This is a genomic window from Pseudomonas sp. NUPR-002, from assembly GCF_056322725.1.
On sequence record NZ_CM150476.1, the window covers coordinates 962,799 to 988,001 of the forward strand.

The 25,203-nt window shown below is 61.1% G+C and carries 21 protein-coding genes and 1 pseudogene; 6 read left to right on the forward strand and 16 right to left on the reverse strand.

Features of this window, described 5'->3' with window-relative positions:
* Positions 1–40: 40 nt before the first annotated feature.
* Complete coding sequence (locus ACVWSC_RS04535) at positions 41–259, reverse strand: DUF3820 family protein (protein ID WP_442112237.1); 219 nt, start codon at positions 257–259, stop codon at positions 41–43.
* Between the two features lie 202 nt (positions 260–461).
* On the opposite strand from ACVWSC_RS04535, the gene ACVWSC_RS04540 reads away from it, so the two are divergent.
* Positions 462–938, forward strand: a complete 477-nt coding sequence (locus ACVWSC_RS04540) for a PA2169 family four-helix-bundle protein (RefSeq protein ID WP_442112238.1) — start codon at positions 462–464, stop codon at positions 936–938.
* On the opposite strand, the gene ACVWSC_RS04545 is transcribed toward ACVWSC_RS04540, so the two are convergent.
* The 7 genes from ACVWSC_RS04545 to ACVWSC_RS04575 all read right to left on the reverse strand — a co-directional run bounded on the left by ACVWSC_RS04545 (position 935) and on the right by ACVWSC_RS04575 (position 10,846).
* Entirely contained in the window at positions 935–2,428 is a 1,494-nt protein-coding gene (locus tag ACVWSC_RS04545; protein ID WP_442114253.1) for a diguanylate cyclase domain-containing protein, read from the reverse strand. The genes ACVWSC_RS04540 and ACVWSC_RS04545 overlap by 4 nt on opposite strands.
* 150 nt (positions 2,429–2,578) lie before the next feature.
* Positions 2,579–3,913, reverse strand: coding sequence for an OprD family porin (locus ACVWSC_RS04550; protein WP_442112239.1), 1,335 nt, complete (start codon positions 3,911–3,913; stop codon positions 2,579–2,581).
* A 205-nt stretch (positions 3,914–4,118) separates the two neighbouring features.
* On the reverse strand, positions 4,119–4,343 hold the full coding sequence (locus ACVWSC_RS04555; protein WP_442112240.1) for a hypothetical protein: 225 nt from the start codon (positions 4,341–4,343) through the stop codon (positions 4,119–4,121).
* Between the two features lie 200 nt (positions 4,344–4,543).
* On the reverse strand, positions 4,544–5,923 hold the full coding sequence (locus ACVWSC_RS04560; protein ID WP_442112241.1) for a heavy metal sensor histidine kinase: 1,380 nt from the start codon (positions 5,921–5,923) through the stop codon (positions 4,544–4,546).
* Positions 5,898–6,572, reverse strand: coding sequence for a heavy metal response regulator transcription factor (locus ACVWSC_RS04565; RefSeq protein ID WP_442112242.1), 675 nt, complete (start codon positions 6,570–6,572; stop codon positions 5,898–5,900). The genes ACVWSC_RS04560 and ACVWSC_RS04565 overlap by 26 nt, the downstream gene beginning before the upstream one ends.
* Before the next feature lie 9 nt (positions 6,573–6,581).
* A complete protein-coding gene (locus tag ACVWSC_RS04570) occupies positions 6,582–9,683 on the reverse strand; it encodes a multidrug efflux RND transporter permease subunit (RefSeq protein WP_442112243.1) in 3,102 nt (1,033 codons plus the stop codon).
* Complete coding sequence (locus ACVWSC_RS04575) at positions 9,680–10,846, reverse strand: efflux RND transporter periplasmic adaptor subunit (RefSeq protein WP_442112244.1); 1,167 nt, start codon at positions 10,844–10,846, stop codon at positions 9,680–9,682. The genes ACVWSC_RS04570 and ACVWSC_RS04575 overlap by 4 nt, the downstream gene beginning before the upstream one ends.
* Before the next feature lie 284 nt (positions 10,847–11,130).
* Between ACVWSC_RS04575 and ACVWSC_RS04580 the strand changes: the two are divergent.
* Positions 11,131–11,400: pseudogene (locus ACVWSC_RS04580) on the forward strand (PAS domain-containing protein); the annotation flags it as partial.
* A 201-nt stretch (positions 11,401–11,601) separates the two neighbouring features.
* On the forward strand, positions 11,602–12,702 hold the full coding sequence (locus ACVWSC_RS04585; RefSeq protein WP_442114254.1) for a methyl-accepting chemotaxis protein: 1,101 nt from the start codon (positions 11,602–11,604) through the stop codon (positions 12,700–12,702).
* Between the two features lie 6 nt (positions 12,703–12,708).
* Here the strand turns inward: ACVWSC_RS04585 and ACVWSC_RS04590 are convergent, their stop codons facing one another.
* The 4 genes from ACVWSC_RS04590 to norR all read right to left on the reverse strand — a co-directional run bounded on the left by ACVWSC_RS04590 (position 12,709) and on the right by norR (position 16,381).
* Positions 12,709–13,476, reverse strand: a complete 768-nt coding sequence (locus ACVWSC_RS04590) for a YkgJ family cysteine cluster protein (RefSeq protein ID WP_442112245.1) — start codon at positions 13,474–13,476, stop codon at positions 12,709–12,711.
* Positions 13,455–13,766 (reverse strand): hypothetical protein, encoded by a 312-nt coding sequence (locus ACVWSC_RS04595; protein WP_442112246.1) that lies wholly within the window; start codon positions 13,764–13,766, stop codon positions 13,455–13,457. The genes ACVWSC_RS04590 and ACVWSC_RS04595 overlap by 22 nt, the downstream gene beginning before the upstream one ends.
* Before the next feature lie 80 nt (positions 13,767–13,846).
* Complete coding sequence (locus ACVWSC_RS04600; RefSeq protein ID WP_442112247.1) at positions 13,847–14,746, reverse strand: chemotaxis protein CheW; 900 nt, start codon at positions 14,744–14,746, stop codon at positions 13,847–13,849.
* 81 nt (positions 14,747–14,827) lie between these two features.
* Positions 14,828–16,381: a nitric oxide reductase transcriptional regulator NorR gene (norR, locus tag ACVWSC_RS04605; RefSeq protein ID WP_442112248.1), complete on the reverse strand. Its 1,554-nt coding sequence runs from the start codon at positions 16,379–16,381 to the stop codon at positions 14,828–14,830.
* 152 nt (positions 16,382–16,533) lie between these two features.
* Here norR and hmpA point away from each other — a divergent pair, with 152 nt between their 5' ends.
* Both hmpA and ACVWSC_RS04615 read left to right on the forward strand, forming a co-directional pair.
* Entirely contained in the window at positions 16,534–17,715 is a 1,182-nt protein-coding gene (gene hmpA / locus ACVWSC_RS04610) for an NO-inducible flavohemoprotein (protein ID WP_442112249.1), read from the forward strand.
* A gap of 171 nt (positions 17,716–17,886) precedes the next feature.
* Positions 17,887–18,357 (forward strand): phosphate-starvation-inducible protein PsiE, encoded by a 471-nt coding sequence (locus ACVWSC_RS04615; protein WP_442112250.1) that lies wholly within the window; start codon positions 17,887–17,889, stop codon positions 18,355–18,357.
* 146 nt (positions 18,358–18,503) lie between these two features.
* Here the strand turns inward: ACVWSC_RS04615 and ACVWSC_RS04620 are convergent, their stop codons facing one another.
* The 4 genes from ACVWSC_RS04620 to ACVWSC_RS04635 form a co-directional block, all read right to left on the reverse strand.
* A complete protein-coding gene (locus ACVWSC_RS04620; protein ID WP_442112251.1) occupies positions 18,504–18,911 on the reverse strand; it encodes an HPF/RaiA family ribosome-associated protein in 408 nt (135 codons plus the stop codon).
* Positions 18,912–19,089: 178 nt separating this feature from the next.
* A complete protein-coding gene (gene fecA, locus ACVWSC_RS04625) occupies positions 19,090–21,429 on the reverse strand; it encodes a TonB-dependent Fe(3+) dicitrate receptor FecA (protein WP_442112252.1) in 2,340 nt (779 codons plus the stop codon).
* Positions 21,430–21,518: 89 nt separating this feature from the next.
* A complete protein-coding gene (locus tag ACVWSC_RS04630; protein ID WP_442112253.1) occupies positions 21,519–22,454 on the reverse strand; it encodes a DUF4880 domain-containing protein in 936 nt (311 codons plus the stop codon).
* Positions 22,451–22,948: a sigma-70 family RNA polymerase sigma factor gene (locus tag ACVWSC_RS04635; protein WP_442112254.1), complete on the reverse strand. Its 498-nt coding sequence runs from the start codon at positions 22,946–22,948 to the stop codon at positions 22,451–22,453. The genes ACVWSC_RS04630 and ACVWSC_RS04635 overlap by 4 nt, the downstream gene beginning before the upstream one ends.
* Positions 22,949–23,164: 216 nt before the next feature.
* Here ACVWSC_RS04635 and ACVWSC_RS04640 point away from each other — a divergent pair, with 216 nt between their 5' ends.
* Positions 23,165–25,135 carry a ligand-gated channel protein gene (locus ACVWSC_RS04640; RefSeq protein WP_442112255.1) on the forward strand — a complete coding sequence of 657 codons (1,971 nt, stop codon included), beginning with the start codon at positions 23,165–23,167 and terminating at the stop codon, positions 25,133–25,135.
* Positions 25,136–25,203: the final 68 nt, after the last annotated feature.

A 25,203-nucleotide genomic window follows, 5' to 3' on the forward strand; every position in this document is an offset into this window, starting at 1 on the left:
ACAGACCGCTATCGCGGGGCAAGCCCGCTCCTACCGTGTCTTATCGTTTTGCGTTTCTTAGTGGCACCAGCAGATCACCGAGGCCGTTGTGGTCGATCTCGTGCATCAAGGCCAACAAACCACCCAGTTCACCCTGGGGAAAACCCTGGCGGGCAAACCAGGCCAGGTAATGGCCGGGCAGGTCGGCGATCAGCCGGCCTTTGTATTTGCCAAACGGCATTTCACGGGTAACCAACAGTTGCAGCTTCTCGGGGTTCATGCACGCGGATTCTCAAGAGGATGCCGCGAACATACATGCAATCTGCATGAAGGCCAAAGGACAGTTCATGCAGATCGCTTGCACCTTGAGAGTTCAATTAATCGTAAGTCGTTGAAAATTATAGAGATAATTCGAAGCAACAGGCTGGCATGAACACTGCTCCGTATTCCTGCATCTTTTCTCGTGCAAAGGAGTAATGGTCATGACCAATCCCAACAAAGACGCTGTTTCGGTACTCAACGACCTGATCGAATTCAGCAAGGATGGCGAGAAGGGTTTTAAAACCTCGGCCGAAGATGTGAGCAATCCTGAGCTGAAAACCTTCTTCCTCAAGCTCGCCAGCGATTGCGGCACCGCGGCTTCCGAACTGCAGCATCAGGTGCGAGCCCTGGGCGGCGATCCAGAGACTTCCACCAGCATCAGCGGTGATCTGCACCGCAAATGGGTCGACCTCAAGTCGAAGCTCACCGGCAAGGATGAAGAAGCCGTGCTCAATGAGGTGGAGCGCGGTGAAGACCACGCCCTGAAGGCCTACAAGCATGCGCTGGAGAAACTCACCAAGCTGACCCTGGCACCAGGTAGTGAGGTCTATGCCTTGGTCGAGCGTCAGTACCATGGCGTGCAGCGCAACCATGATCAGGTCAAGGTCTTGCGTAACAACGCGCGGGCGCGCTCTTAAACCGCCGTTTCCACCCGGTTGCGGCCGTTGCGTTTGGCGCAGTACAGCGCTTCGTCAGCATTGCCCAGCAAGGTCGCCAGGTCTTGCTGGGTATCGGGGGTGTAGCAGCCAATGCCAATGCTGACGGTCACCGGGGCGGTGTCATCACCGAACAGCGGCAAGGCTTCGATACTGCGACGAATACGCTCAGCCAGGATCTGCGCGCCCTGGCGTTCGGTCTCTGGCAATACCACCAGAAACTCTTCGCCGCCGTAACGCGCGGCCAGGTCGGCCGGGCGGCGGATGCTGCGAGCGATGGCGCTGGCCACCTGACGCAAGGCGTCGTCACCGCCCTGATGGCCATGACGTTCGTTGAACGCTTTGAAGTGATCGACATCCACCATCAACACTGCCAGCGGTCGCTGGTTGCGTTGTGCCCGTGACCATTCGCGGCGCAGCACCTGGTCGAGTTGGCGACGGTTGGCAAGGCCGGTAAGGCTATCGGTGGCGGCCAGTTCTGCCAGGTCTTGCTCAGCGCAATGGCGACGACGCAGCTCGCGGCCCAGCAGCAAGGTCAGCCAGAGAATGCCCACGCACAGCACCCCCGTGGCACCGCCCACCAGCAAGGCGGTGCGCCGCCATGCCTCGAACACTTCGTCACTGGAGCGCGCCACCACCACGATCAGCGGCAGGTCGGCGACCCGGGCAAAAGTGTAGAGCCGGGGCTTGCCGGTACTCCCGGAGAAACCGGCAAAGCTGCCGCTACCATCGGCGATCAGGCGTTTGAAGTTGGGGCGGTCGGCGAAGTTGGCGCCGACCCGTGCTTCTTCGGGGATGTTCGATTGCCGTGCCAGCAGCACCCCGTCGGTGTTCATCAGGTTGATGCTGCTCTCATTACCGATGTCCAGGCGTTTGAACAAGTCGGTGAAGTACGACAGGCGCAGGGCGCCTGCAGCCACCCCGGCAAAGTCGCCGTTGGCATCGGAAATGCGCCGGCTGAAGCTGATGCACCAGTCCAAATCGCCCAGGCGTGCCTTGAACGGTGGGCTGATCACCATGCCCAGGTCGGCATGTTGGCGATGCGCCTGAAAGACTTTGCTGTCGGCAAAGTTGGCCTGGCGCGGCGTCATGCTGGTGGAGTCGGCCACCACATTACCTTGCGCATCCAGCCAGAGCATGTCGCCACGCACCGGCATGGCGAAGGCCTGATTGAACAACAGATTTTGTCGCAGCGCAGGCGACAGGGTATTCAGGTCGGGCTGTTGCACCGCCCAGATCAGGCCGCGGAGTGACAGGTCGTAGAGTTCGACATTGCGCTGAATGTCGCTCTCGATCAGTTGCACGATGTTGCTCGCCGAACGGCTGGCGCTTTGTTCAACGTTGATCCGCTCGCGCATCAGCAGGTAGCTGACGATGGCGACAATGGCGAGCACCGCAAGGCAACTGCCCAGGTTCAGGATCAGCTCCGGATGAGACTTGTAAAGTGCCGATCGCTGGGATCGAGAGGGCAAAGTCATGGTCGCTGCAGCGGAAAACCCCGAAAAGAGTGGCGGCGCAGGTGCGCGGCGGCGGTATTTTAGGGGGCACAGGATTGTCGGACAAGGACTTTGGTCGGCGGGAGGATAGAGCTGGCGAGATCGCCAGCTCTGGTACGGCAAGGATCAGAAAATGTTCAGCGGGTAATCGATGATCACCCGGTACTCGTCAACATCGTTGTCGATCTGCGAGTAACCCTGGCTGCCACGGTGGCTGGCCCAGCGCAGCAACACCGAGAGGTCTTTGAGCTGGCCTTCCTGGAAGACGTACTGCAGGTCGAAGTCGCGTTCCCAGTGCTGGGCGTTTTCGCCTTCGGGGTTATACCAGTGCTCGCCGTAGCCGACGCTGTTGGGATCGACCTTGGTCAGGTCCAGCTCACCGCGGGAGTAGGAAATGATCGAGGTCAGGCCGGGAATGCCCTGACCGGCGAAGTCGTAGGCGTATTTAAGCTTCCACGAGCGCTCGTTGGGGCCGTTGAAGTCCGAATACATCTGCGAGTTGTCCAGGTACACGCTGTCGCCCTGGTTGATGTAGTCGAATGGCGTGTTGCCGTTGACCCGCTGGTACACCGCGGTCAGGCTGTTGTAGCCGACGTTGACGGTGAAGTGCAGGCTGTAGGTGTTGTTGTCGATGTTGCCCAGCAGCGCCTGGCCGGTGTCCTGGGTGTGGTAGAAGTGCAGGCCCGGGTTGAGGCTGACCAGGTCGTTGACCTTGTAGGTGTAGTCGAGGTCGAAGTAGTACTGGTTCCAGATGTCCTTGAGCTCGGAGGCGTACAGGCTCGAGGTCAGGTTCGGCGTGCCGCTCCAGGCCATGCCGGCCCAGCTCAGGTGGCTGCTCTCACGGTCGTCCGGCAGGGCGCCGTAGAACGTATCGATACGGCGGTGGCCGCTCTGGTTGTACGGCTTGGTGAAGCTGGCTTGACCGCCTTCAAGCATCAGGCCCTCGATGCTGTTGTTGGTCAGGCTCACGCCGCGGAAGGTTTGCGGCAGCATGCGCGACTCACCACCGGCGATCACCGGGTTGGTCAGAAACAGGTCGCCAGCCTTGAGTTCGGTGTCGAACGCTTTGAGTTTGACCGCTGCACCCGCCGTCGAGAACGAATCGGGGGCTTTGCCCGGTTCGCCATCGCCCTGGGTGTTGATCGGCAGGATGCTGCTACCGGAAGTGCCTGCGCCGCCGTCGAGTTTCAAACCGAGCATGCCATGCACATCCAGGCCGAAGCCGACGGTGCCTTGGGTATAACCCGATTCAAATTTACCGAGAAAGCCCTGTCCCCATTCCCGATTGTCATTCACGCCACGGTTCAACTGGTTACGGTTGAGGTAGTAGTTGCGTGCATGCACGTTCAGGCTGGACCCTTCGATAAAACCGTCGGCCTTTTCCTCTTCGGCCTGTACGTTGAAGGGGATCGTTGCAGCCAGTGCAACGAACAGGGGGGTGAAGCGTAAAGCAGTGTTCACCGGGTGGTACTCCTTGAGGTGAAAGTAAGGCAGTTTTTATTGTGCGAAAGGTGATCTTGTTTTGAACAAACGAACCCGCAGACCGGTACTTTTCGACACACGAAAAAAAGCCGCTAATAAATAGCGGCTTTGAAAGACAACCGTACTGGCGCTCAAGTCACCTGTGCGATCACCAAAGGAGTCGAAGGGTACAACGGCGTGTCGCTCAGCTCTCGGCGGCGTCACGCGAGGAAGCCTTGGAAACGGTCTGTTCTGCGGTCTCGGAGGCTTGCTCGGACTGGGCGGCAAAGGCCTCGCGCGCTTGTTCGTGAACAGCGGCCAGTTCAGCATTGCGAGCAACGAACGCCTGGGATTCCTCGGCCATGGCCAGAGGCGACAATAACAGGGAAGACAGGACGAAAACGCTGGCAACACCCATACTGTTGGACATTTGAAACAACCTTCTTGCGGTGTAAGTGTTAAGTAGGTCCGAGTAAATTAGTCGGAAACACCGGCAAGAAAAAGTTACTTTTTCGAGAAGTACTATTGCGTTTAGGGTAATAGTCGATCATCTGGTGGGAGCGGGCTTGCCCCGCGATGCATTTTGCCTGACACACCGCAATCGCGGGGCAAGCCCGCTCCCACAGGGGTTCAGGTCGGCAGCACAATTCCGAAGGTGTTGGCCCCCGCCTGGCTACGCACGAACACGCTGCCACCATGCATCAGCGCAATGGCCTTGACGATCGCCAGCCCCAGGCCGTGGTTGCCACTGCCGCTGCTGCGCGCCGCATCTACTCGGTAGAAGCGTTCGAACAGCATCGGCAAATGTTCCTGATCGATAGCCGGTCCCGGATTGCTCACGGCAATGCTGATCTGCCCGTCTTGCTGCTCGATCCGTACCTGTATCACCTGCTGTGGCGCGGTGTGTTGCACGGCGTTGTTCAGCAGGTTGATCAACGCCCGGCGCAGTTGCGCCTTCTCGATATGCGCCTGGGCATCGCCACTGACCTCAACCCGTACCTGGGCATCCTCAAGGATGTAATCCAGGTAATCGAGGGTTGCCGCCACTTCGTCAGCCAGCGAACTGCAGGTCAGTGCGGTGGCTTTGCTGCCCTGGTCGGCGCTGGCCAGGAACAGCATGTCGTTGATGATGGTGCGCAGGCGTTCCAGTTCTTCCAGGTTCGATTGCAGCACCTCGAAGTAATGCTCGGCACTGCGTCCCCGGGTCAGCGCTACTTGGGTCTGGCCAATCAGGTTGGTCAGCGGCGAGCGCAGTTCGTGGGCCACGTCGGCGTTGAACGCTTCAAGGCGTGTATAGGCTTGATCGACGCGCTCCAGTGTGGAGTTGAAGGCGCTGGCGAACTGCGCCACTTCCGGCGGCAGGTCGGCTAGCTGCAGGCGCCCGCTCAGGCGTGGTGGCGCCAGTTTCTGCGCTTCGGCCGAAAGGCTGCGCAGCGGCCTCAGGCCGATCCGTGCCACCCAGTAGCCAAGCAAGGAGGCCAGCAACACACCGAACACCGACAGGCTGATAATCGCCACCAGCAGGGTGTGTTGGGTTTGCCAGAAGGTCTCGGTGTCGATGGCAATCAGAAAGCGAAGCGCTGGGCGCACACCCATCGGCGGCAGTTCACTGACCAGCACTTTGTACGGGTAGGGGCTGTCGGCCAGGCGCAGGTCGCGCATGCCCAGCGAGCCTTGGGCGAAGTCACGGAGGCTGGCGTCGGGTTGGCCGAACTCGTACGGGCTGTGCCCACTGACCACCCAGAAACGGATGCGGCGGTCTTCTTCACCCAGCAGGTTGAGCTTGTTGGTGATCTTGGCCCAATGCTCGGGTGTGTCGTAGCGGGTCAGCGATGATTCCAACACGCTGAAGCGCGCTTCCAGTTCGGCAGCCGGCAACAGGTCGAGGCTGCGGTCTACCTGTTTGTACAACGCGCTGCCGATCAGCAGGAATACACCTAGCGCCACCAAGGTGAACAACGCGCTCAGGCGCAGGGCGATGGAGTTAGTCGGCACGGCTTTCCAGAACATAACCCATGCCTCGGATGGTGTGCAGCAGCTTGGTCTCGAACGGGCCGTCGAGCTTGGCCCGCAGGCGTTTGATCGCCACTTCGACAACGTTGGCGTCACTGTCGAAATTGATGTCCCAGACCAGCTCGGCGATGGCGGTCTTGGAAAGAATTTCGCCCTGGCGCCGGGCCAGGACGCTGAGCAGCGAGAACTCTTTGGCGGTCAGTTCCAGGCGTTGCCCGGCACGGCTGGCCTTGCGGCTGATCAAGTCTACCCAGAGGTCGGCGACCTGGATCTGTACCGGCTCGTGGCTACCGCTGCGGCGGGTCAGGGCTTGCAGGCGGGCGACCAGTTCGAGGAACGAGAACGGCTTGCCGAGGTAGTCATCGGCGCCTTCGCGCAGGCCGTGAATGCGGTCTTCCACGCGTTCGCGGGCGGTGAGCATGATCACCGGGGTTTGCTTGCGCGCACGCAGGGCACGCAGCACGCCGTAACCGTCCAGGCCGGGAAGCATGACGTCGAGGACGATCACCGCATAGTCACCTTCCAGCGCCAGGTGCAGGCCATCGATACCGTCGCGGGCCAGGTCGACGGTAAAGCCTTGTTCAGTCAGACCGCGGTGCAGGTAATCGGCGGTCTTTTCTTCATCTTCAATAATCAGCACACGCATAGTCGTTTCTCAACTGGCAGTGGCCTGCGCCACTTTTTCAGGCGCCTGACGCCGGTGGAACAGCCGTTCCAGGGCCAAGTATATGATCGGTGTGGTGAACAGTGTCAGCGCTTGGCTCACCAACAAACCGCCGACCACGGCGATGCCCAGCGGCTGGCGCAGCTCCGCCCCGGCACCCACGCCGAACATCAGCGGCACCGCGCCGAGCAGCGCGGCGAGGGTGGTCATCATGATCGGCCGGAAGCGGGTCAGGCAGGCTTGATGGATGGCCTGCTCGGGGCTCATGCCCAGGGTGCGTTGAGCATCGAGGGCAAAGTCGATGAGCAGGATGCCGTTTTTCTTGACGATCCCAATCAGCAGGACGATGCCGATCAGGCCCATGATGCTGAAGTCCTGGCCGCTCAGCCAGAGCAACGCCAAGGCGCCGAGCCCGGCGGAGGGCAGGGTGGAGATGATGGTCAGCGGGTGCACGAAGCTTTCGTACAGCACGCCAAGGATGATGTACACCGCCACCAGCGCCGCGAGGATCAGCCAGGGTTGGCTCGACAGCGAACTCTGGAAGGCCTGCGCTGCGCCCTGGAAGTTGCCAATGATCGAGTCGGGCATGCCCAGCTCGCGCTGGGTGCGTTCGAGGATCTGCACCGCATCGCCCAGCGCCACGCCGGGGGCCAGGTTGAACGACAGGTTGGCCGCCGGGAACAGGCCGTCATGGCTGATCGACAACGGCCCGGTGCTCGGTGGTGCGACTTTGGCCAGCACCGACAGCGGCACCATTTCGCCGCTCAGCGGTGAGCGCAGGTAGAAATAGTTCAGGCTTTCCGCTTTGCCGCGCTGGCGGGCGTCGAGTTCAAGGATCACCTTGTACTGGTTGGTCTCGGTCTGGAACTCGCTGATCTGGCGTTGGCCAAAGGCGTCGTAGAGTGCCTGGTCGATGTCGGTGGTGGTCAGGCCGAAGCGCGCAGCGGCGCGGCGGTCGATATCGATGCGGGTGACGCTGGCGCCCAGTTGCAGGTCGTTGGACAGGTCGCGAAAGGCCGGATTGGCCTTCAGGCGTTCGGTCAGACGTTGGGTCCACAGGTTCAGGGCGGCACCGTCGTTGCTCTTGAGCACGTACTGGTATTGACTGCGAGTGGGCCCGGAACTGAGGTTGATGTCCTGACCGGCGCGCAGGTACAGCACCACGCCCGGCACCTTGGCCAGTTTCGGGCGCAGGCGATCGATGAACTCGCTGGCGGAAACATCGCGGTCGCCCCGGTCTTTGAGGGCGATCCAGAAGCGGCCGTTGGCGATGGTCTGGTTGCTGCCGGTGACCCCGACCGCATGGGAGAAGGCTTTTACCGCCGGGTCGGCCTCGATGACTTTGGCCAGTGCCTGGTGTTTTTTGATCATGTCCGGGTAGGAGATGTCGGCAGCGCCTTCGGAAGTGCCGAGGATGAACCCGGTGTCTTGCACCGGAAAGAAGCCTTTGGGTATCGCCACATAACCCACCACCGCCAGCGCCAGGGTCACGGCGAAGATCCCCATCATCAGTCGTTGGTGCGCCAGGGCCTTGATCAGCACCCGCTCGTACCAGGCCAGCAGGCGCTCGCCGAAGCTGGCCTTCTGCTGCGCGCGGTGTTGCGGGCGCTCCATGAACAGGGCGCAGAGGGTCGGTGCCAGGGTCAGTGACACCACCACTGAAATCAGGATGGTCGAGGTGGCGGTGAGGGCGAATTCCTTGAACAGACGCCCGACCACACCGCCCATGAACAGCAATGGAATGAACGCCGCCACCAGCGAAAAGCTGATCGAGACCACGGTGAAACCGATCTCTCCGGCCCCCTTGATCGCCGCCTCGCGTTTGCTGTCGCCCGCCTCCAGATGACGGTGGATGTTCTCCACCACCACGATCGCATCGTCGACCACAAAGCCTACGGCAATAACGATGGCCACCAGGGTCAGGTTGTTCAAGCTGAAGCCGAACAGGTACATCAGGGCGAAGCTGGCGGTCAGCGAGACACCGAGCACGCTGGAGACAATCAAGGTTGCCGACCATTGCCGCAGGAACAGCGCCATCACGCCGATCACCAGGGCAACGGCGATCAGCAGGGTGATTTCCACTTCGTGCAGCGAGGCGCGAATGGTCTGGGTGCGGTCGTTGAGCACGGAAACCTGGACCGAGGCGGGCAGCATTTGCTCAAGCCGTGGCAACGCCTCCATCACGCCGTCCACGGTTTCGACAATGTTGGCGCCCGGCTGGCGGAACACCACTAGGTTCAGGCCCTGCTGCTCGCCGGACCAGGCTTTGACGTAGGCGTTTTCCGCGCCGCTGATAACCTTGGCGACATCCTTCAGGTGCACTGGCGCGCCGTCGCGGTAAGAGACGATCAGCTGGGCATATTCATCCGGGTGGAACAGTTGATCGTTGGTGGCCAGGGTCGAGACGCTGCTGTCGCCATACAGCGCACCTTTGGCCAGGTTCAGGCTGGTCTGCTGGATGGCCTGGCGCAGATCGGCGAGGGTCAGGCCGAGGGCGGCGAGTTTTTCCGGCTGCGCTTGCACGCGGATCGCCGGGCGCAATTGGCCGGTAATGTTGATCAGGCCGACCCCTTCGATCTGGCTGAGCTGCCTGGCCAACAGGGTTTCGGCGTAGTCACTCAATTCGTTGGCGGGCATTTGCGCGGAACTGACGGTGAGGATCAGCACCGGGCTGTCGGCCGGGTTGACCTTGCGCCAGGTTGGCGGGCTGGGCATGTCCTGAGGCAGGCGGGCGGTGGCGGTATTGATTGCCGCCTGAACTTCCTGGGCGGCAGTGTCGATGCTTTTTTCCAGGCTGAACTGCAGGATCAGGTTGGTCGAGCCCAGCGCGCTGCTGGAGGTCATCTGGGTCATGCCGGGAATGGCACTGAATTGCACCTCCAGCGGGGTGGCCACTGACGAGGCCATGGTCTCGGGACTGGCGCCGGGTAATTGCGCGGTCACCTGAATGGTCGGGAAGTCGGCCTCGGGCAAGGGCGCGACCGGCAGACGCGGGAAGGCGATAACCCCGAGCAGTACCAGGGCGAAGGTCAGCAGCAGCGTGGCAATCGGGCGGTCGATACACCAGGCCGAAATCGAGCCACGGCTGTTCATGGCTGCTCCCGGCGATTGACCACTTCTTCGGTGGCAGCGTTGTCGGCAGCCACCTCCACCGTGGCGCCCGGCTTGAGCCGTGACTGGCCATCGGAGACCAGCGTGTCACCTTTGCCGATCCCGGCGATGATGTTCAGTGTGCTGTCTTGATACAGCACTTTGACCGGCACACTTTCGACCTTGTTGCCAACCAAGCGGTAAACGAAGTGGCCGTCGATTCCGCGTTGCACCACTTGCGGGGGTACCACCAGGGCATCCTGGTCCAACGCGGTCTGCAGTTTCAGGGTCACCAGTTGCCCGGGCCACAGGTGTGCATCGGGGTTGGCGAACTCGGCTTTGACCCGAATGGTCCCGGTGTTGGCAGCCACCTGATTGTCGATCAGGGTCAGGTGCCCTTCAGCCAGCAACGTGCCGCTGCTGTCGCCATCGCCCTCCAGATAGGCCTGCACAACGGCCGGCGGTTGCGCATGCAGCAGCCCCTGCAAGGTCGGCAGCATGGCTTGTGGCAGGGAAAACTCGACACCGATCGGGTCGATCTGGGTGACGCTGAACAGGCCTTGGGTATCGGTCACCCGTAGGAAGTTACCTTCATCGACGTTGCGGATACCGACCCGGCCGGTCACCGGCGACGCAATCTGCGTGTAAGACAACTGCACCTGGGCTGCAGCAATCGCCGCCTGATTGCCCAGCACCGTGGCTTGCAACTGATTGAACAGGGCTTGCTGTTGATCCAGGGTCTGGCGCGATACGCCATTGTCGGTGCTGAGCAGCTTGTAGCGTTTCAGATCGACACCGGCCACCTGCAACTGCGCCTGGCTCTGGCCTAACTGGGCCTTGGCCTGCTCCAGACTGGCGCGTATGGCGCGGTCATCGATGGTTGCCAGCAGGTCCCCCTGCTTGACCCACTGCCCCTCCTTGACCAGCAAGCGGGTCAGCACCCCTTCAACTTGCGGGCGGATGACCACACTGTGCAGCGACAGCACCGAGCCAATGCCGCTGACATAGCGCGGCACATCCTGCTGCTTGACCGCGACGACCCGCACCGGCACGGCGGGGTTGTGCGCGACTTTCTCATCCCGCGCGCCACCGAACCACCACAAGGCGGCCCCGGCCAGCGCAAACAAGGCAGCACAGATCACAACAGAGCGGGTCTTGATACGCATACAAAAAGTCTCAGGGCGATCCTTACTGTATAGCGGCTGGATCGGGTCAGCAGCGTGACCGCTAACTGACAGCGCTGACAGAAACCCGGTAGGAGCGGGCTTGCCCCGCGATTGCGGTGTGCCAGCCAAATCGCTTCGCGGGGCAAGCCCGCTCCTACAGGAAACGGTGGTGGCAAAGTGCCAAAATCCTGCGCTGGATCAAGGAATCGCGCTTATTTGTCACTAGAGTCGTATGCCCTGCCGATTCTCCCAAAAAACAACGAGTGCCTCCGATGAAGTGCAATATGCCTGTGACCGGTCGCAATGTGGATTATCCCGGTGACGCCAACATCCTTTCTACTACCGACCTCTCCAGTGGGATCACCTATGCCAACGACGACTTCGTCAAGGTCAGTGGTTTCAGCCGTGAAGAGTTGATGGGCAGCGCCCACAACATCGTGCGTCATCCGGATATGCCGCCTCAGGCATTCGAACAGATGTGGCAAACCCTCAAGCGTGGCCAGTCATGGATGGGGCTGGTGAAAAACCGTTGCAAGAACGGTGACCACTATTGGGTCAGTGCCTTTGTTTCGCCGATCGCCAGCCAGGGCCAGACCGTGGAGTACCAGTCGGTGCGCACCAAGCCCAGTGCCGAGCAGATCGAAGCCGCCGAGCGTTGTTATGCACAGCTGCGCAGCGGCAAACGGCCTTGGTGGCAGCGCTTGCCGGTGCTGGGGCTTGGCTGGCAATTATGGGCGGGGGTGACGCTCGGGGTGATGCTGGCCACCGTGCTCAGCCGTTTTCTCCTGCCGGTGTTGCCCTGGCAAGGCCTGGTGGAAGTGCTGCTGGCCAGTGGCTTGAGCGCGCTGGTGATCCTGGCCGTGCTCAAGCCGTTCCAGCGTTTGTGTGCCGAGGCCCTGAGCATCGCTGACAACCCGCTGAGTCAGCAGTTGTACACCGGCAGGCGCGACGGCATCGGCCAGATCGATTTTGCCTTGCGCATGCTCAAGGGCCAGCTCGGCGCGGTGGTCGGGCGGATTGGCGATACTTCCCGGCGCCTGGCCGGGCATACCGGTTCGCTGGCGCAGTCACTGCACAGCAGCCATAGCAGCCATCTGGAGCAGCAGGGCGAAGCGGATCAGATCGCCACGGCGATCCATCAGATGGCGGCCAGCGTCGCCCAGGTGGCCAACAACGCCCAACAAGCCTCGCAAGCAGCCGATCAGGCTGAAGACGAAACCCGCGCCGGCCACCAGTTGGTCGACCTCAATCGCAGCGCCATCCAGAACCTGGCCGACTCGCTGGGCGCCGCCACCGAGGTTATCCACAACCTGCAAAATCACAGCAGCGAGATTACCGGGGTGGTCGAAGTGATTCGCGGGATTGCCGAGCAAACCAACCTGTTGGCGCTCAACGCCGCCATCGAAGCGGCCCGCGCCGGTGATCAGGGCCGTGGTTTTGCCGTGGTCGCCGATGAAGTACGCGGCCTGGCGCAGCGCACGGCGCAATCGACCCATGAGATACAGCGGATGATCAGCGTGTTGCAGGGGGTGGCGCGCGATGCGGTGCAGGTGATGCAGCAGAGCAGCGAGCATGCCGATCACAGTGTCGATCAGGCCCGGCAGGCCGCCAGTGCGCTGGATGGCATCAGCCTGCGGGTCAACCAGATCAGCGAGATGAGTGTGCAGATCGCCGCGGCGGTGGAGCAGCAGAGCCAGGTCAGCGAAAGCATCAACCGCAACATCATCAGTATTCGTCAGGCCAGCGAGTCAACCGTGCAGGTCGGTCAGCAAAGCCACCTCAGTGCCAGTGACGTCGCGGCGCTGGCCGAGGATTTGCGCCGCCTGGCTGCGGAGTTCTGGCGGCGCTGTCACTGAGGTTTTTCAGAAACCGATAAAGGCGTAGTGCCCGGCGGCTTCGCTGTACACCTGGGCACCGTTGGCCTGCAGTTGTTCGCACAGTGCCGGGTCAATCACATGCAAGGTCCAGGGCGTGATCGGCGCTTGTGTGTCTACTTGCTGCAGTGCCTGATCCAAGGCTTGGGTGTCGGGCAGGTAGGCGGTGAAACCGTTGCCTTTCAGGGCACTGGTGTCGATACCCAGGGCCTGGCAGATGGCGACTTTACTGCGGATATCGTCGCGGTCGGCCTGGCGTGAGCGTTCAATCAATTCGGCCAGGCGCCGGTCGACCAGCTGTTGGCCATGTATCAGCACCGGGCCGCTTTGCCAGGCTTCACTGGGGCAGTCTTTGCCTTCAGGGCGCAAGGGAATATGCGGGTTGATTTCCATTGGGTAAATGCGGCACACCAGCGGCCGGCTGTCGTAGATGGTGCACAGGTCGTTGGCGTCCAGGTTGCGGCAACGCTCGGGGTTGAAGGCCGCGAAGGTGATCGCCACCTGCACCTCGGTGCTGCCACAAGGTACCGGCCAGGAGCGGCGCAAGGCGTGTTCGCGTTGATCGGCAGGCAAGCCCAGGCCGTTGGCCAGGAAGGCTTCGATCAGGACGATGACCTGGCCACCCGAGCCCGTCCACTGGCGCGCTTCGCTCAAGGTCAGGGGCACATGGTGGCCAGTGCAGCACTTGCCACAGCCGGTGCAGTCGAAGCGGATATCAGCGGTTTGTGCGGTATTCACGGTTTGGCGGGGGCCCATTCAGTCACGAAGGCCAGGTTGCGCTGGCGCTCGTACAGGCACAGTTCGGTGCCTTTGCGGTTGTTCATGTGTTTTTGCGGGTAACGGCCTTCCAGCAGCAGTGCGCTGTAGCCGACGCGGTCGTCGAATTCGGCAGGCTCGCCCAGCACCTTGACGTTTTTCAGGGTGCTGGCGGCGATGCAGCGCTCGCTCATCTGTGCGTTGTGGTCGTTCCAGGCTTGATCGCTGGAGGCGTGGGCCAGGGAGGTCAAGGCGCTGCAGGCAAGCAGCAGGCTAACAAAGGCTTTCATGAGCGGTACCCCGGTAGGCGATGGGCTCAATTGTGCCTGAGGTTCAGGCACATTCAAGCACGCCGCTCATGAGGTGTGTTTCAGCTTTCTTCGAAGGCAACCGCGCGCGCCGCGACGATCAGGCAGTCGGTCAGTTCCGGTGAGGAGAACTTGGTCAGCACGGCGTTGGCTCCGGCGAGCCGCGCCTTCTCACTGTTCATGGCGCTGTCCAGCGAAGTGTGCAGCAGCACGTAGAGGTGTTTGAAGTCCGGGGTTTCGCGCAGGGTACGGGTGAAGGCAAAGCCGTCCATCTCGGACATTTCGATATCCGAGACCACCACGTTGATCTCCTGGTCAGTGCCTTGCAGCTCCAGCAGGGTGTTGATCGCATCCTTGGCACTGCGTGCAGTGTGGCATTCGATCCCCAGGCCGCGCAGGGTGTGCACCGATTGCTGCAGGGCCACCTGGCTGTCATCGACCACCAAAATGTTGGTGGCAGCCAGCACGGCGGCATCATCGGCGCTCAGTTCGCTGCTGATGGGGTCATGGGCAGGCGGGGAGATGCCATGAATGACTTTCTCGATGTCCAGCACCTGCACCAGGGTGTTGTCGACCCGGGTCACGCCGGTGATAAACGACTTGTTGCCCGAGCCATAGGGCGGCGGTTTGATGTCGGTGCTCAGGCAGTGAACGATCTTGCTCACCGCCTGCACATGCAGGCCCTGCTTGGAGCGGCTGATATCGGTGACGATCAGGCAGCCGCCCTGTGGGTCGAGCAGCGGCTGTTCGCCGATGGCGCGAGACAGGTCGATCACCGACAGCGAGTTGCCGCGCAAGGTCGCCACGCCTTTGACGTGCGGGTGCGACTCCGGCAGTTTGGTCAGCGGCGGGCAGGGGATGATTTCACTGACCTTGAGCAGGTTGATCGCCATCAGCTTGCCGCTGCGCAGGGTGAACAGCAGCAGCGACAGCGAATCGGCGCGGGCATTGTGCGAGGCCATAGGCACCTTCAGGACAGATTCAAAGGGGGGATATGCCGGGTTATCGACCCGCCAGCCCGTGGCTTTAATCGGTTGGCCAAATCAGCGTAGACCCAGACGTTTGGCCAGGCGACCGAGGTTGGCCCGGTCCAGGCCCAACTCGCGGGCGGCGCTGGCCCAGTTGTGCTGATGGCGTTCCAGGCAGCCCTGAATGAGCTGGCGTTGGTAGTCGTCGAGGGCCTGGCGCAGGTCACCCATAGGCAACGAGGTGATTGCCGGCCCCGCCTGCGGTTCAGGGCTGGCCTGCGCTTCGACCGGCTTGAGGTCCAGGTCAGCGGCGTCCAGCGTCAGAATTTTCGGGCGCTGGCGGTGTTGGCCCAGGGCTTTGAGCGCCGAGCGGCCGATCAGGTGCTCCAGTTCGCGCACGTTGCCGGGCCAGTCATAGGCCAGCAATGCCGCCTGTGCTTCTGCGCTCAGGCGCAAACTGCCCAGGCCCATGCGTGAGCGGTTCTGTTCGAGGAAGTAACCGCTGAGCAGCAACACATCGCGCCCGCGTTCACGCAGGGCTGGAACCAGCAGCGGGTAGACACTCAGGCGGTGATAGAAGTCGGCACGGTAGCGCCCGGCGCGCACTTCGTCTGCCAGGTCACGGTTGGTCGCGGCGATCAGGCGCACATCGACGCGGTGCTCCTGGTCCGAGCCCAGGCGTTGCAGCTGACCACTTTGCAGCACGCGCAGCAGCTTGGCTTGCACGGTCAGCGACAGTTCACCGACTTCATCGAGAAACAGCGTACCGCCGTTGGCCAGTTCGAACTTGCCACGGCGTTCACCGACCGCGCCGGTGAAGGCACCGCGCACATGGCCGAACAGCTCGCTTTCCACCAGGGTGTCGGGCAAGGCGGCGCAGTTGAGGCTGATCATCGGTTTGTCGGCACGGCTTGAAGCCTGGTGGATGGCCTGCGCTACCAGCTCCTTGCCGACGCCGGTTTCGCCGTTGATCAAGACGGTCAGGTCACTGCTGCCAACCAGTTGGATTTCTTCAAGCAGGCGCTTTTGCGCTTTACTCTGGCCGATCAGTTCTTTGTATTGCTGGCCGCTGGCCTGGCGATAGACCTCCGCACGCTCATGTTCATCTTCGGCGCGTAACGCCAGGCGTTCGATGCGCTCGGCCACATTGACCGTGGCGGCGGCGAGGCTGGCAAAGGCTTGCAGGGCATCGAGTTCGACCTGCTGAAACTGCTCAGGGTCCAGCGCATCGAGGGTGATCAGGCCCCAGGGTTGCTCATCGACGAACAGCGGGCAGCCCATGCAGTCGTGGACTTCCAGGTGCTGGTGCAGGCCTTCGACCAGCCCGTCATACGGGTCGGGCAGCTCGCTGTCGCTGGCAAAGCGGGTGGGGGCGCTGTGGCTGAGAATGGCCTGGAAGCGCGGGTGTTCGTTGACCTTGAAGCGGCGCCCGAGGGTGTCGGTACTCAAGCCATCGACCGCCAGCGGCACCAGCCACTCGCCATCCAGACGCAGCAGGGCGGCCGCGTCGCAAGGCAGCAGGCTGCGCATGGCTTCCAGCAAACGCCGGTAGCGCTCGCGCTCGGGCAGGTCGCGGGCCAGATCGCTGACCAATGGCAGTAAGGCGGTGAGTAGGGATTTTGCAGTCATAAAGACTCCTGTTGGTCTTATTGACTATATATCAGGGCTAGTCTTTATGACTCATATATTTTTAAGCCATTGATTTTAAACAATAAAAAAGTTGGCACAGAATCTGAATTAGCTCAGGCATTCATCAGAAGCCACAGGCTCAGGAGTCATCCATGCTCAATGCCCAGGATCGTGCAATCGTTAAAGCCACTGTTCCCCTGCTGGAAAGCGGCGGTGAAGCGCTGACGACTCACTTCTACAAAATGATGCTCAGCGAATACCCGCAGGTGCGTCCACTGTTCAACCAGGCTCACCAGGCCAGCGGTGATCAACCGCGCGCCCTGGCCAACGGCGTACTGATGTATGCCCGGCACATCGACCAGCTGGAACAGCTGGGTGGCCTGGTGGGGCAGATTATCAACAAGCATGTGGCCTTGCAGATCCTGCCGGAGCATTACCCGATTGTCGGTAGCTGCCTGTTGCGCGCCATTGAAGAAGTGCTTGGTAAAGAAGTTGCCACCCCTGAAGTCATCGCCGCGTGGGGCGCTGCTTACCAGCAACTGGCCGATATCCTGATTGGTGCCGAGGCCGAGGTTTACGCCCAAAAAGAGGCCGCACCGGGCGGCTGGCGCGGTGCGCGTGAGTTCAAGCTGGCGCAGCGAGTGGAAGAAAGCAGCGAGATCGTGTCCTTCTACTTCGCCCCGGCGGATGGCGGCGCGATTCTCAAGGCCGAACCGGGCCAGTACATCGGCCTGCAGTTGATCATCGATGGCCAGGAACAGCGTCGCAACTATTCGCTGTCGGCGCTGAGCGATGCCGGTCAGTACCGGATCAGCGTCAAGCGCGAAGCCGGTGGCAAGGTGTCGAACTACCTGCACGAGCAACTGGCCGTGGGCGACAGCATCAAACTGTTCCCGCCATCAGGCGAGTTCACCCTGAGCGCCAGCGACAAACCACTGGTGCTGATCAGCGGTGGCGTCGGTATCACCCCGACCTTGCCGATGCTCGAAGCTGCACTGGAAAGTGGCCGGGTGGTGCACTTTATCCACTGCGCACGCAACGGTGCGGTACATGCCTTCCGTGATTGGGTCGACGGCCTGGCGGCGCGTCATCCGCAGGTGAAGCGCTTCTACTGCTACGCCGAAGACGATGGTGTCAGCGAGCCGGCAGATGCCCTGGGCCTGCTCAGTGCAGAACAGCTCAACGCCTGGCTGCCTGCGGAGCGTGACCTGGACGCCTATTTCCTTGGCCCTAAAGGCTTCATGGCGACCATCAAGCGTCATCTCAAAGGCCTCGGTGTGCCTGAACAGCAGAGCCGTTACGAGTTCTTCGGCCCGGCGTCGGCGCTGGAATAAACCGGTTTTCGCACTTTACGCTTGAAAGGACAAGGCACAGCCAGCGATGGCTGTGCCTTGCGGCATTTGGCCGCCTTCTCAAACAGGGCGTCTGGCCTTTTAACTGCATGCAGATAAACCGTCATGCGTGTGGCGCATCATCCTTTCAGCCGTATCAAGGAAACCGAAATCGTGAGCAATAACTGGGCAGATAAAACGCGCAAGGGCTTGCATAGCTCGGCTGATTCGTTGGGCAATTTGTGCGTTGAAGCATTCCACTACCTGGCGCTGTTCGGCATTGGTGCGATTACGGCCTATGCTGCGGTGGCGACCTTCATCGACATGCTCAGCAAAGGGGGCGTGAGTGTCGATGACATTCTCTTGCTGTTTATCTACCTCGAGTTGGGGGCGATGGTTGGGATTTACTTCAAGACCAACCACATGCCGATCCGCTTTCTGTTGTATGTGGCGATTACTGCATTGACTCGCCTGCTGATCGGCGATGTTTCGCACCACAAGGCGCCGGATGTTGGGCTGCTGTATGTGTGTGGCGGTATCTTGCTGTTGGCATTTGCGATTCTGGTGGTGCGCTATGCCTCGTACCAGTACCCCTCGACCAAAGCGATTGATGCCAGCGGCAAAGAGATCGAAGAAAGCAAATAAAACTGTCTTGCACCCTCGGTGGGAGCGGGCTTGCCCCGCGAGGCGATGTGGCTGGTAAACCGCAATCGCGGGGCAAGCCCGCTCCTACCGGCCATAAAAAAGGCGAGCCCAGTGGGCTCGCCTTTTTACCGTCTGCGTCAGGTTGTTCAGCTAATGCTGCGAGCTTGTTCGTTCTCCAGGAATTCTTCCTGCAACAGCCCGTCGTTCTGGGCGCCGTTAACGCTTTGTTGGGCAACCGCACGTTTGCTGCGCAGTTTGCCGTAGAAGTGCTCCAGGGCATGGTTGAGCTTGGTCGCAGCACCCTCGACAGCCTGGTCGAGCGATGCGCAGGTGTGGCTCACGGAAATCGGTTGATGGCCTTTTGGGCGTGCCTCCATCTGGCAGCGTTTGTCGTGCGGACCTGGCTTGGCGCCATTCTCGTCGCGCAGGTGAACCTCAATGCGGGTGAGGTCTTCATCAAATCGTTCGAGCGTGCTTTCTACGGTGCTACGGACCCACTCTTCCAGTCGAATGTTGCCTTGAATATGGTTGTCGCTATTGACTTGGATTTGCATAGTTCAATCCCTTATTCAGCTAGCTCGCAAGAGAATCGATGGGGCCTTTGCGGCCTGTGGAAACCATCGCCTCTTGACTACAAGGTCAGGCACTTGGCGCAACATTTCAAGTCCTTTTGAAAGATAAATTTCTTGTTGCAAAAAGCCCGGCGTCGGCCGGGCTTTTGCATGCGCTGGATCAAAACGCGACGGAAGTCTGCAGGTATACCGTACGAGGCTCACCGACATACTTGCCCTTGTTGTTGTCGTCAAAGGAGCGTGTGTAGTACTGGTGATTGAAGATGTTCTTCACCCCAACGGCGACGTTCAGGTTCGACAGTTGCGGGCCAAAATCATAGCCCGCGCGGCTGCTGAACAGCATGTAGCCGGGGATGCGTCCGGTGCTGCCGTCGGCACTTTCGCTCGAGGTGTTGGCGTTGTCGGCGTACTGGTCGCTCTGGTAGGTGCTGTCCAGATTCAGCTGCCATGGGCCCTCGGTGTAACCGATGCCCAAGGTGCCTTTGTGGCGTGAGGAGAACGGCACACGATTGCCCTTGTTCGGCCCGTCTTCGCGGATTTTCGCATCGACAAAGGCATAGGTCGCATACACGTCGAATCCGGCCAGGGCCGGGTTCAGGCCTTCGAGTGCGTACTTGACGCTGGTCTCGATACCCTGGTGGCGGGTTTCGCCACGGGCAATCACCGAATCGTTGGTCTGGTTGCTTTCGTACTGGTTGTCGAAGTTGATCAGGAACGCGCCGATTTCGGCCTGCAACACCCCATCGTCATAGCGTGTACCCAGTTCCCAGGTGCGCGCTTTTTCCGGTTTGACTTCGCCGCTGCTGACCCGGTTGGGCATCTGGCTGTACTGCACGCTGCCGAACGAGCCTTCGGTATTGGCGTACAGGTTCCAGCTGTCGGTCAGGTGGTACATCACGTTCAGCGCAGGCAGTGCGGTGTTGTAGTCGCCCTGGTAGCGCACGCCGCTGATTTTATTGGCCTGCTCGGAGTCGATCATTTCGTAGCGGATGCCCGGGGTGATGGTCCACTGGCCAATGTCGATGCGGTCATCGAGGAAGATCGCGTGAGCATCGGTGCTGCCCCGGGTGTCTCGGTCTTTGCGGCTGGCGGTGGTAGGCAGTTGATCGGCGCTGATCGGCTCACGGTAGCGCAGTTCGTGGCTGGCTTCGTTGACGTAGCGGTAGCCGACACCCACTTCGTGCCAGCTTTCACCGAGGGCGAAACCTTGCGAAAAGCGTGTCTCGATGCCACGTACCCAGTACTCGCGTGGCGACAGCGAAATGAAGCTGCCCTGGTCCAGGTAGCCGCTGCGCAGGGTCTTGGTGAAGAAGCTGTTGACGCTGAACTGGCGGGCGTCTTCCTTGTAGTCGTAACCGAAGTTGAACATGGTCCGGCGGCCCCAGAACTTGTCTGACAGACGCGTCGACTGATACGGGTCGGCATCGTAGTCGGCGACGCTCAGGCCACCGGGCATCTGCGCTTCACCTTCGTAGTACTGGGCCATGGCGTGCAGGCTGTTGGCTTCGTCGAGTTGCAGCTTGCCTTTGAGGATCAGGTCGTCGATCTGTGTGTCGCTGTGTTCGCGCCAGTCGCCGCCACGGGTGCCGGAGTAGAGCAGGGCGCCGCCCAGGCCGTTGTCGTTGGTGCCGCCAGCGAGCAGGTTGGCGCTGGTCTTGAAGCCGTCATGGCTGGACGACGGGCTGGTCTGGGTCTGGAAACCGGCCTTGACGGTCGGCTCATCAGGAATCGCCCGGGTCACGAAGTTGACGATGCCGCCGACGTTCTGTGGGCCGTAGCGGACCGCACCGCCACCGCGTACCACGTCCACGGCGTCCATGTTGCCCATGCTGATCGGCGCGAACGACAGCTGTGGCTGGCCGTAAGGGGCGAAGGGCACCGGGATGCCGTCCATCAACACCGTGGAGCGCGAGGCCAGGCGCGGGTTGAGGCCGCGAATACCGAAGTTCAGCGCCATGTCGTGGCTGCCGGTGCCGTTGTTGTCGGGGGCGTTGACCCCGGGAATACGGTTGAGCACTTCGCGGGCGGTGGTGGCGCCCTGGCGCTCGAACTCTTCGCGACGAATCACATCGCGGGCGCCGGGGTGTTCGAAGACGTTGTCTTGCTGAGCAACGCCCAGCCAGTCACCGACTACGGTCGAGGTTCCCAGCTCTACCGGGGCATTGGCCGCCGTTGCCGGTTGCAGGCTGAAGGCGTTTTCACCTTCGGCGCGCGCTTGCAGGCCTGTGCCTTGCAGCAATGCATCCAGCCCCTGCTGCGGGCTGTATTGACCCTGCAGGCCGGGGCTTTGCACACCGCTGGTCAACTGCGAGCCAAACGAAATCAGCACGCCACTTTCTCGCCCGAACTGGTTCAGCGCGTTTTCCAGCGACATTGGTGCAATCTGGTAGCTGCGTGCGGCGGCCTGTTCAGCCATGGCGGGAACGGCGGCAACGCTCAGGCCGATACCGAACAGCAGTGTGCGAAGGGCCTGGGCCAACGGGCTTGGTCGAAGGGGCATGCAAGGTGTCCTTGAGAAGGTCAAAGCAAAGGGTTCTGCCTTCTCTGTCACGCGAGATGAAAAAACAGCTCAGCGGATTTGAATTTTTTTCAGGCCCGGGCTTCGACCGTCACCCAGTAGCGGGTAAAGCGTCGCACCCGTACTGGCAGGGCGACTTCCAGCAGGTCGAGAATGCGCTCGCTGTCGGCCAGCGGGTAGCTACCGGAAATCAGTAGTTCGGCCACCTCGGGGGCGCAGTTGAGCTGGCCGCGTCGATAGCGGCCCAGCTCGTCGAGGAAGTCGCCAAGGCGCATGTGCGCGGCCACCAGCATGCCATCGACCCAGGCTCCGGCATTGCTGTCGATTAACTGCGTAGCCTGCCATTGCGGGCCGTTGAAGCGGGCCTGACGACCGGCGCCCAAGGGCTGACCGGCAAGGCTGGCGCTGCCCTGGTGCACACTGAGCTGGCTGTACTGCGGGTACTGGCGCAGGTTGTAGCGGCCCTGCTCGAGCTGCAGCAAGCCGAAGTCAGTCAACAAGCGAAGCGGGCGGGCATCGTCGGCGACGGTCAGTTGAATTTCACCCTCAAGCAGGTGCACCAGGCGTTGCATTGCGTCGAAGCGCACGTCGGCGGCACTGCGGGTATTGAGGTGCAACAGGCTGCCATCGTCGAGTGGCTGGCGACGTCGCTCACCCACCGGGCTGCGGTAGTCGGCGAGCAGGGTTGGCAGCGCGTTGTGCTGCTGCAAGGTCAGGCCCAGGCTGCCGCCCACACCGAGAATCAGCAGGGTCTTGAGCGCCCGGCGGCGGCTGGCCGAATGCGGCGCCTGCAACGCGGCATGGGCCAGCGGTGACGACAACCCGCGCAAGCGCTGGTTGACGTGCTGGATATGCTCCCAGGCCCGGCGGTGTTCTTCATGGGCTTGCAGCCACTGCTGCATGGCCTGCTGCTGACGCGGGTCGAGGGCACCGCTCTGCAGTTCGATCAGCCAGTGCACGGCTTGCTCGGCCACCTGCGGCGAGAACGTCTGTTGGGCGTTGTTCACAGGGCAAAGTAACAGCGCATGGCTGCCTTGTTCAGGTAACGCTTGACCGTGGCCAGCGAGATGTTGAGCTGTGCGGCAATCTCGCCATAACTCAGGCCGTCGACCTGGGCCAGCAGGAAGGCGCGCTTGACCAGCGGCGCCAGGCCATCGAGCAGACGGTCAAGCTCCAGCAAGGTCTCGAAAATGATCGCCCGGTGTTCCTCCGAGGGCGCCAGTTCTTCTGGCAATTGCGCCAGCGCCTGGTAGTAGGCGCGCTCCAGGTCCTGACGGCGGTAGTGGTTGAACAGCACGCGCTTGGCCACGGTGGTGAGGAACGCCCGTGGCTCGTTGAGTACCGGCGTTTCGCGGGCCTGCAGCAGGCGCATGAAGGTGTCTTGTGCCAGATCCGCTGCATTGTCCGGGCAGCCCAGGCGCTGACGCAGCCAGCCGGTCAGCCAGTTGTGATGGGCGTGGTAAAGGCCTTCGAGCAAGGAAGAAGGGGAGGCACTGGGCACCGTGAACACTCCGGCGCCAGGATGCGCAACAGAATAAGAATTGTTCGCATTGTAGTGTTTTCGCTGCCGGTTCGGCAATCAGACGCTGACTGGCGGCAAAACCGGAGGGCTGAAAATGTAAATAACGTAAATAAGCTGTACTCTCATTTGAGAATAAATAGCATTCGCTCCCTGAGAACCTTTACCCAATCTTTACACACTCAGGGAGAGCTCTACGTGTACCCGCTTTTTACCCGATCCTGTCTCGCGCTCACCCTTTGCTCGCTGTACACCAGCCACGCCAGTGCCGATCAGCAGAAACCGATGGAACTGGACAACGTGGTGGTCACCGCCTCCGGTTTCTCCCAGCAGATCAAGGACGCGCCGGCGTCGATTTCGGTAATTACCCGCGAGCAGATCGAGAACAAGTCCTACCGTGATGTCACCGATGCCCTGAAAGATGTACCGGGCGTGGTGGTTACCGGTGGCGCCAGTTCCAGCGATATCAGCATCCGTGGCATGGCCTCCAAGTACACGTTGATGCTGGTCGATGGCAAACGCCAGGACTCGCGGGCCACCCGTCCGAACAGTGACGGAGCCGGGATCGAACAAGGCTGGATGCCGCCCCTTGAGGCGATCGAGCGTATTGAAGTGGTGCGCGGGCCGATGTCGTCGCTGTACGGCTCCGACGCCATGGGCGGGGTGATCAACATCATCACCCGTAAAGTCACGCCGAACTGGTATGGAGGCGTGCGCAGCGAAGCCACCTTCCAGGACCGCTCCGATTCAGGCGACTACAACAGCACCAGCGCGTTCGTCTCCGGGCCGTTGATCGAGAACCTGGTCGGTTTGCAGCTTTATGGGCAAACCTCGAACCGTGACGAAGACGACTTTGCCAACGGCTTCAACGAGCAGAGCACCGACAGCGGTACCGCCAAACTGTCGTTCACTCCTGATGAACATAACGACATCACCTTCGAGGCGGGCAAGTCCGAGCAGGAACGTAATGCGCACAAAGGAAAGTCGGCGCGTTCTTCCGACAGTTTCAGTGACTACGAGCGCACCAACTTCGCGATCAGCCACTCCGGGCGTTGGGACAGCATCACCACCGACAGCTACCTGCAACGCGAGAAGATCGAGAACCCGGGTCGGCGCATGGAGTTGGAGAACACCGTGCTCAATTCGCAGGTGTCATTCTTCAGTGATTCGCACATCACCACCTTTGGCGGCTCGTACAAATACGAAGACCTGAGCGATGAAGGTAACCAGCTGGCCGCGGCCTCCGACGTCAACCAGCTGACCCGTTGGTCCTGGGCATTGTTTGCCGAAGATGAATGGCGTCTGACCGAAACCTTCGCCTTGACCGGCGGCATTCGCATGGACAAAGACGAAAACTACGGTACGCACTGGTCACCACGTTTGTACGGGGTGTATCACCCGACCGAGCACTGGACCGTCAAGGGCGGCGTCTCCAGCGGCTATCGCTCGCCGGATATCCGCGCGGCAGTGGATGACTGGGGGCAGATCACCGGCGGCGGTGGCGATCCGGCAATCATCGTCGGCAACTCCAACCTCAAGCCAGAGAAAAGCCTGAGCCAGGAGATCGGCGTGATCTGGGACAGCCTGGAAGGCTTCTCCACCGGCTTGACCGTGTTCAACACCGACTTCAAAGACAAGATCACCGAAACCCGGCGCTGCACCGACAGCACCGGCGGTGCCTCGGGTCAGTGCCAGATCGGCGGCACCTCGTACAAGTTCATCAGCGACCGGGTGAACGTCGATGAGGCGCAAATGCGTGGTATCGAAGCGACCCTGGACTGGGAAATCACCCAGGCGCTGAAACTCGCCACCAACTACACCTTCACCGACTCCGAGCAGAAGAGCGGCCCGCAGAAGGGCAAGGCCCTGAACCAGATGCCGCGGCACATGGTCAACGCCACCCTCGACTGGCAGACCACCGATCAGCTGGGGACCTGGGCGCGCCTGAACTATCGCGGCAAAACCTCCGACTACCTGGGGCGCACCACCATGTCCGATGGCACACCGTCGTACACCTTCGTTGACCTCGGTGGCACCTATCGGCTGACCAAGAACGTCAAGCTGCTGGCTGGCGTGTACAACGTGTTCAACAAGGAAGTCGACTACGAGAACTACCAGACCGTGCTCGATGGTCGTCGCTACACCGTAGGTATCGACCTGTCGTTCTGACGTAGTGGGCTGCGGCTTTGCTTGTGAGAATATAAATCATTATTATTGGTGACTCTTCACAAGGAATG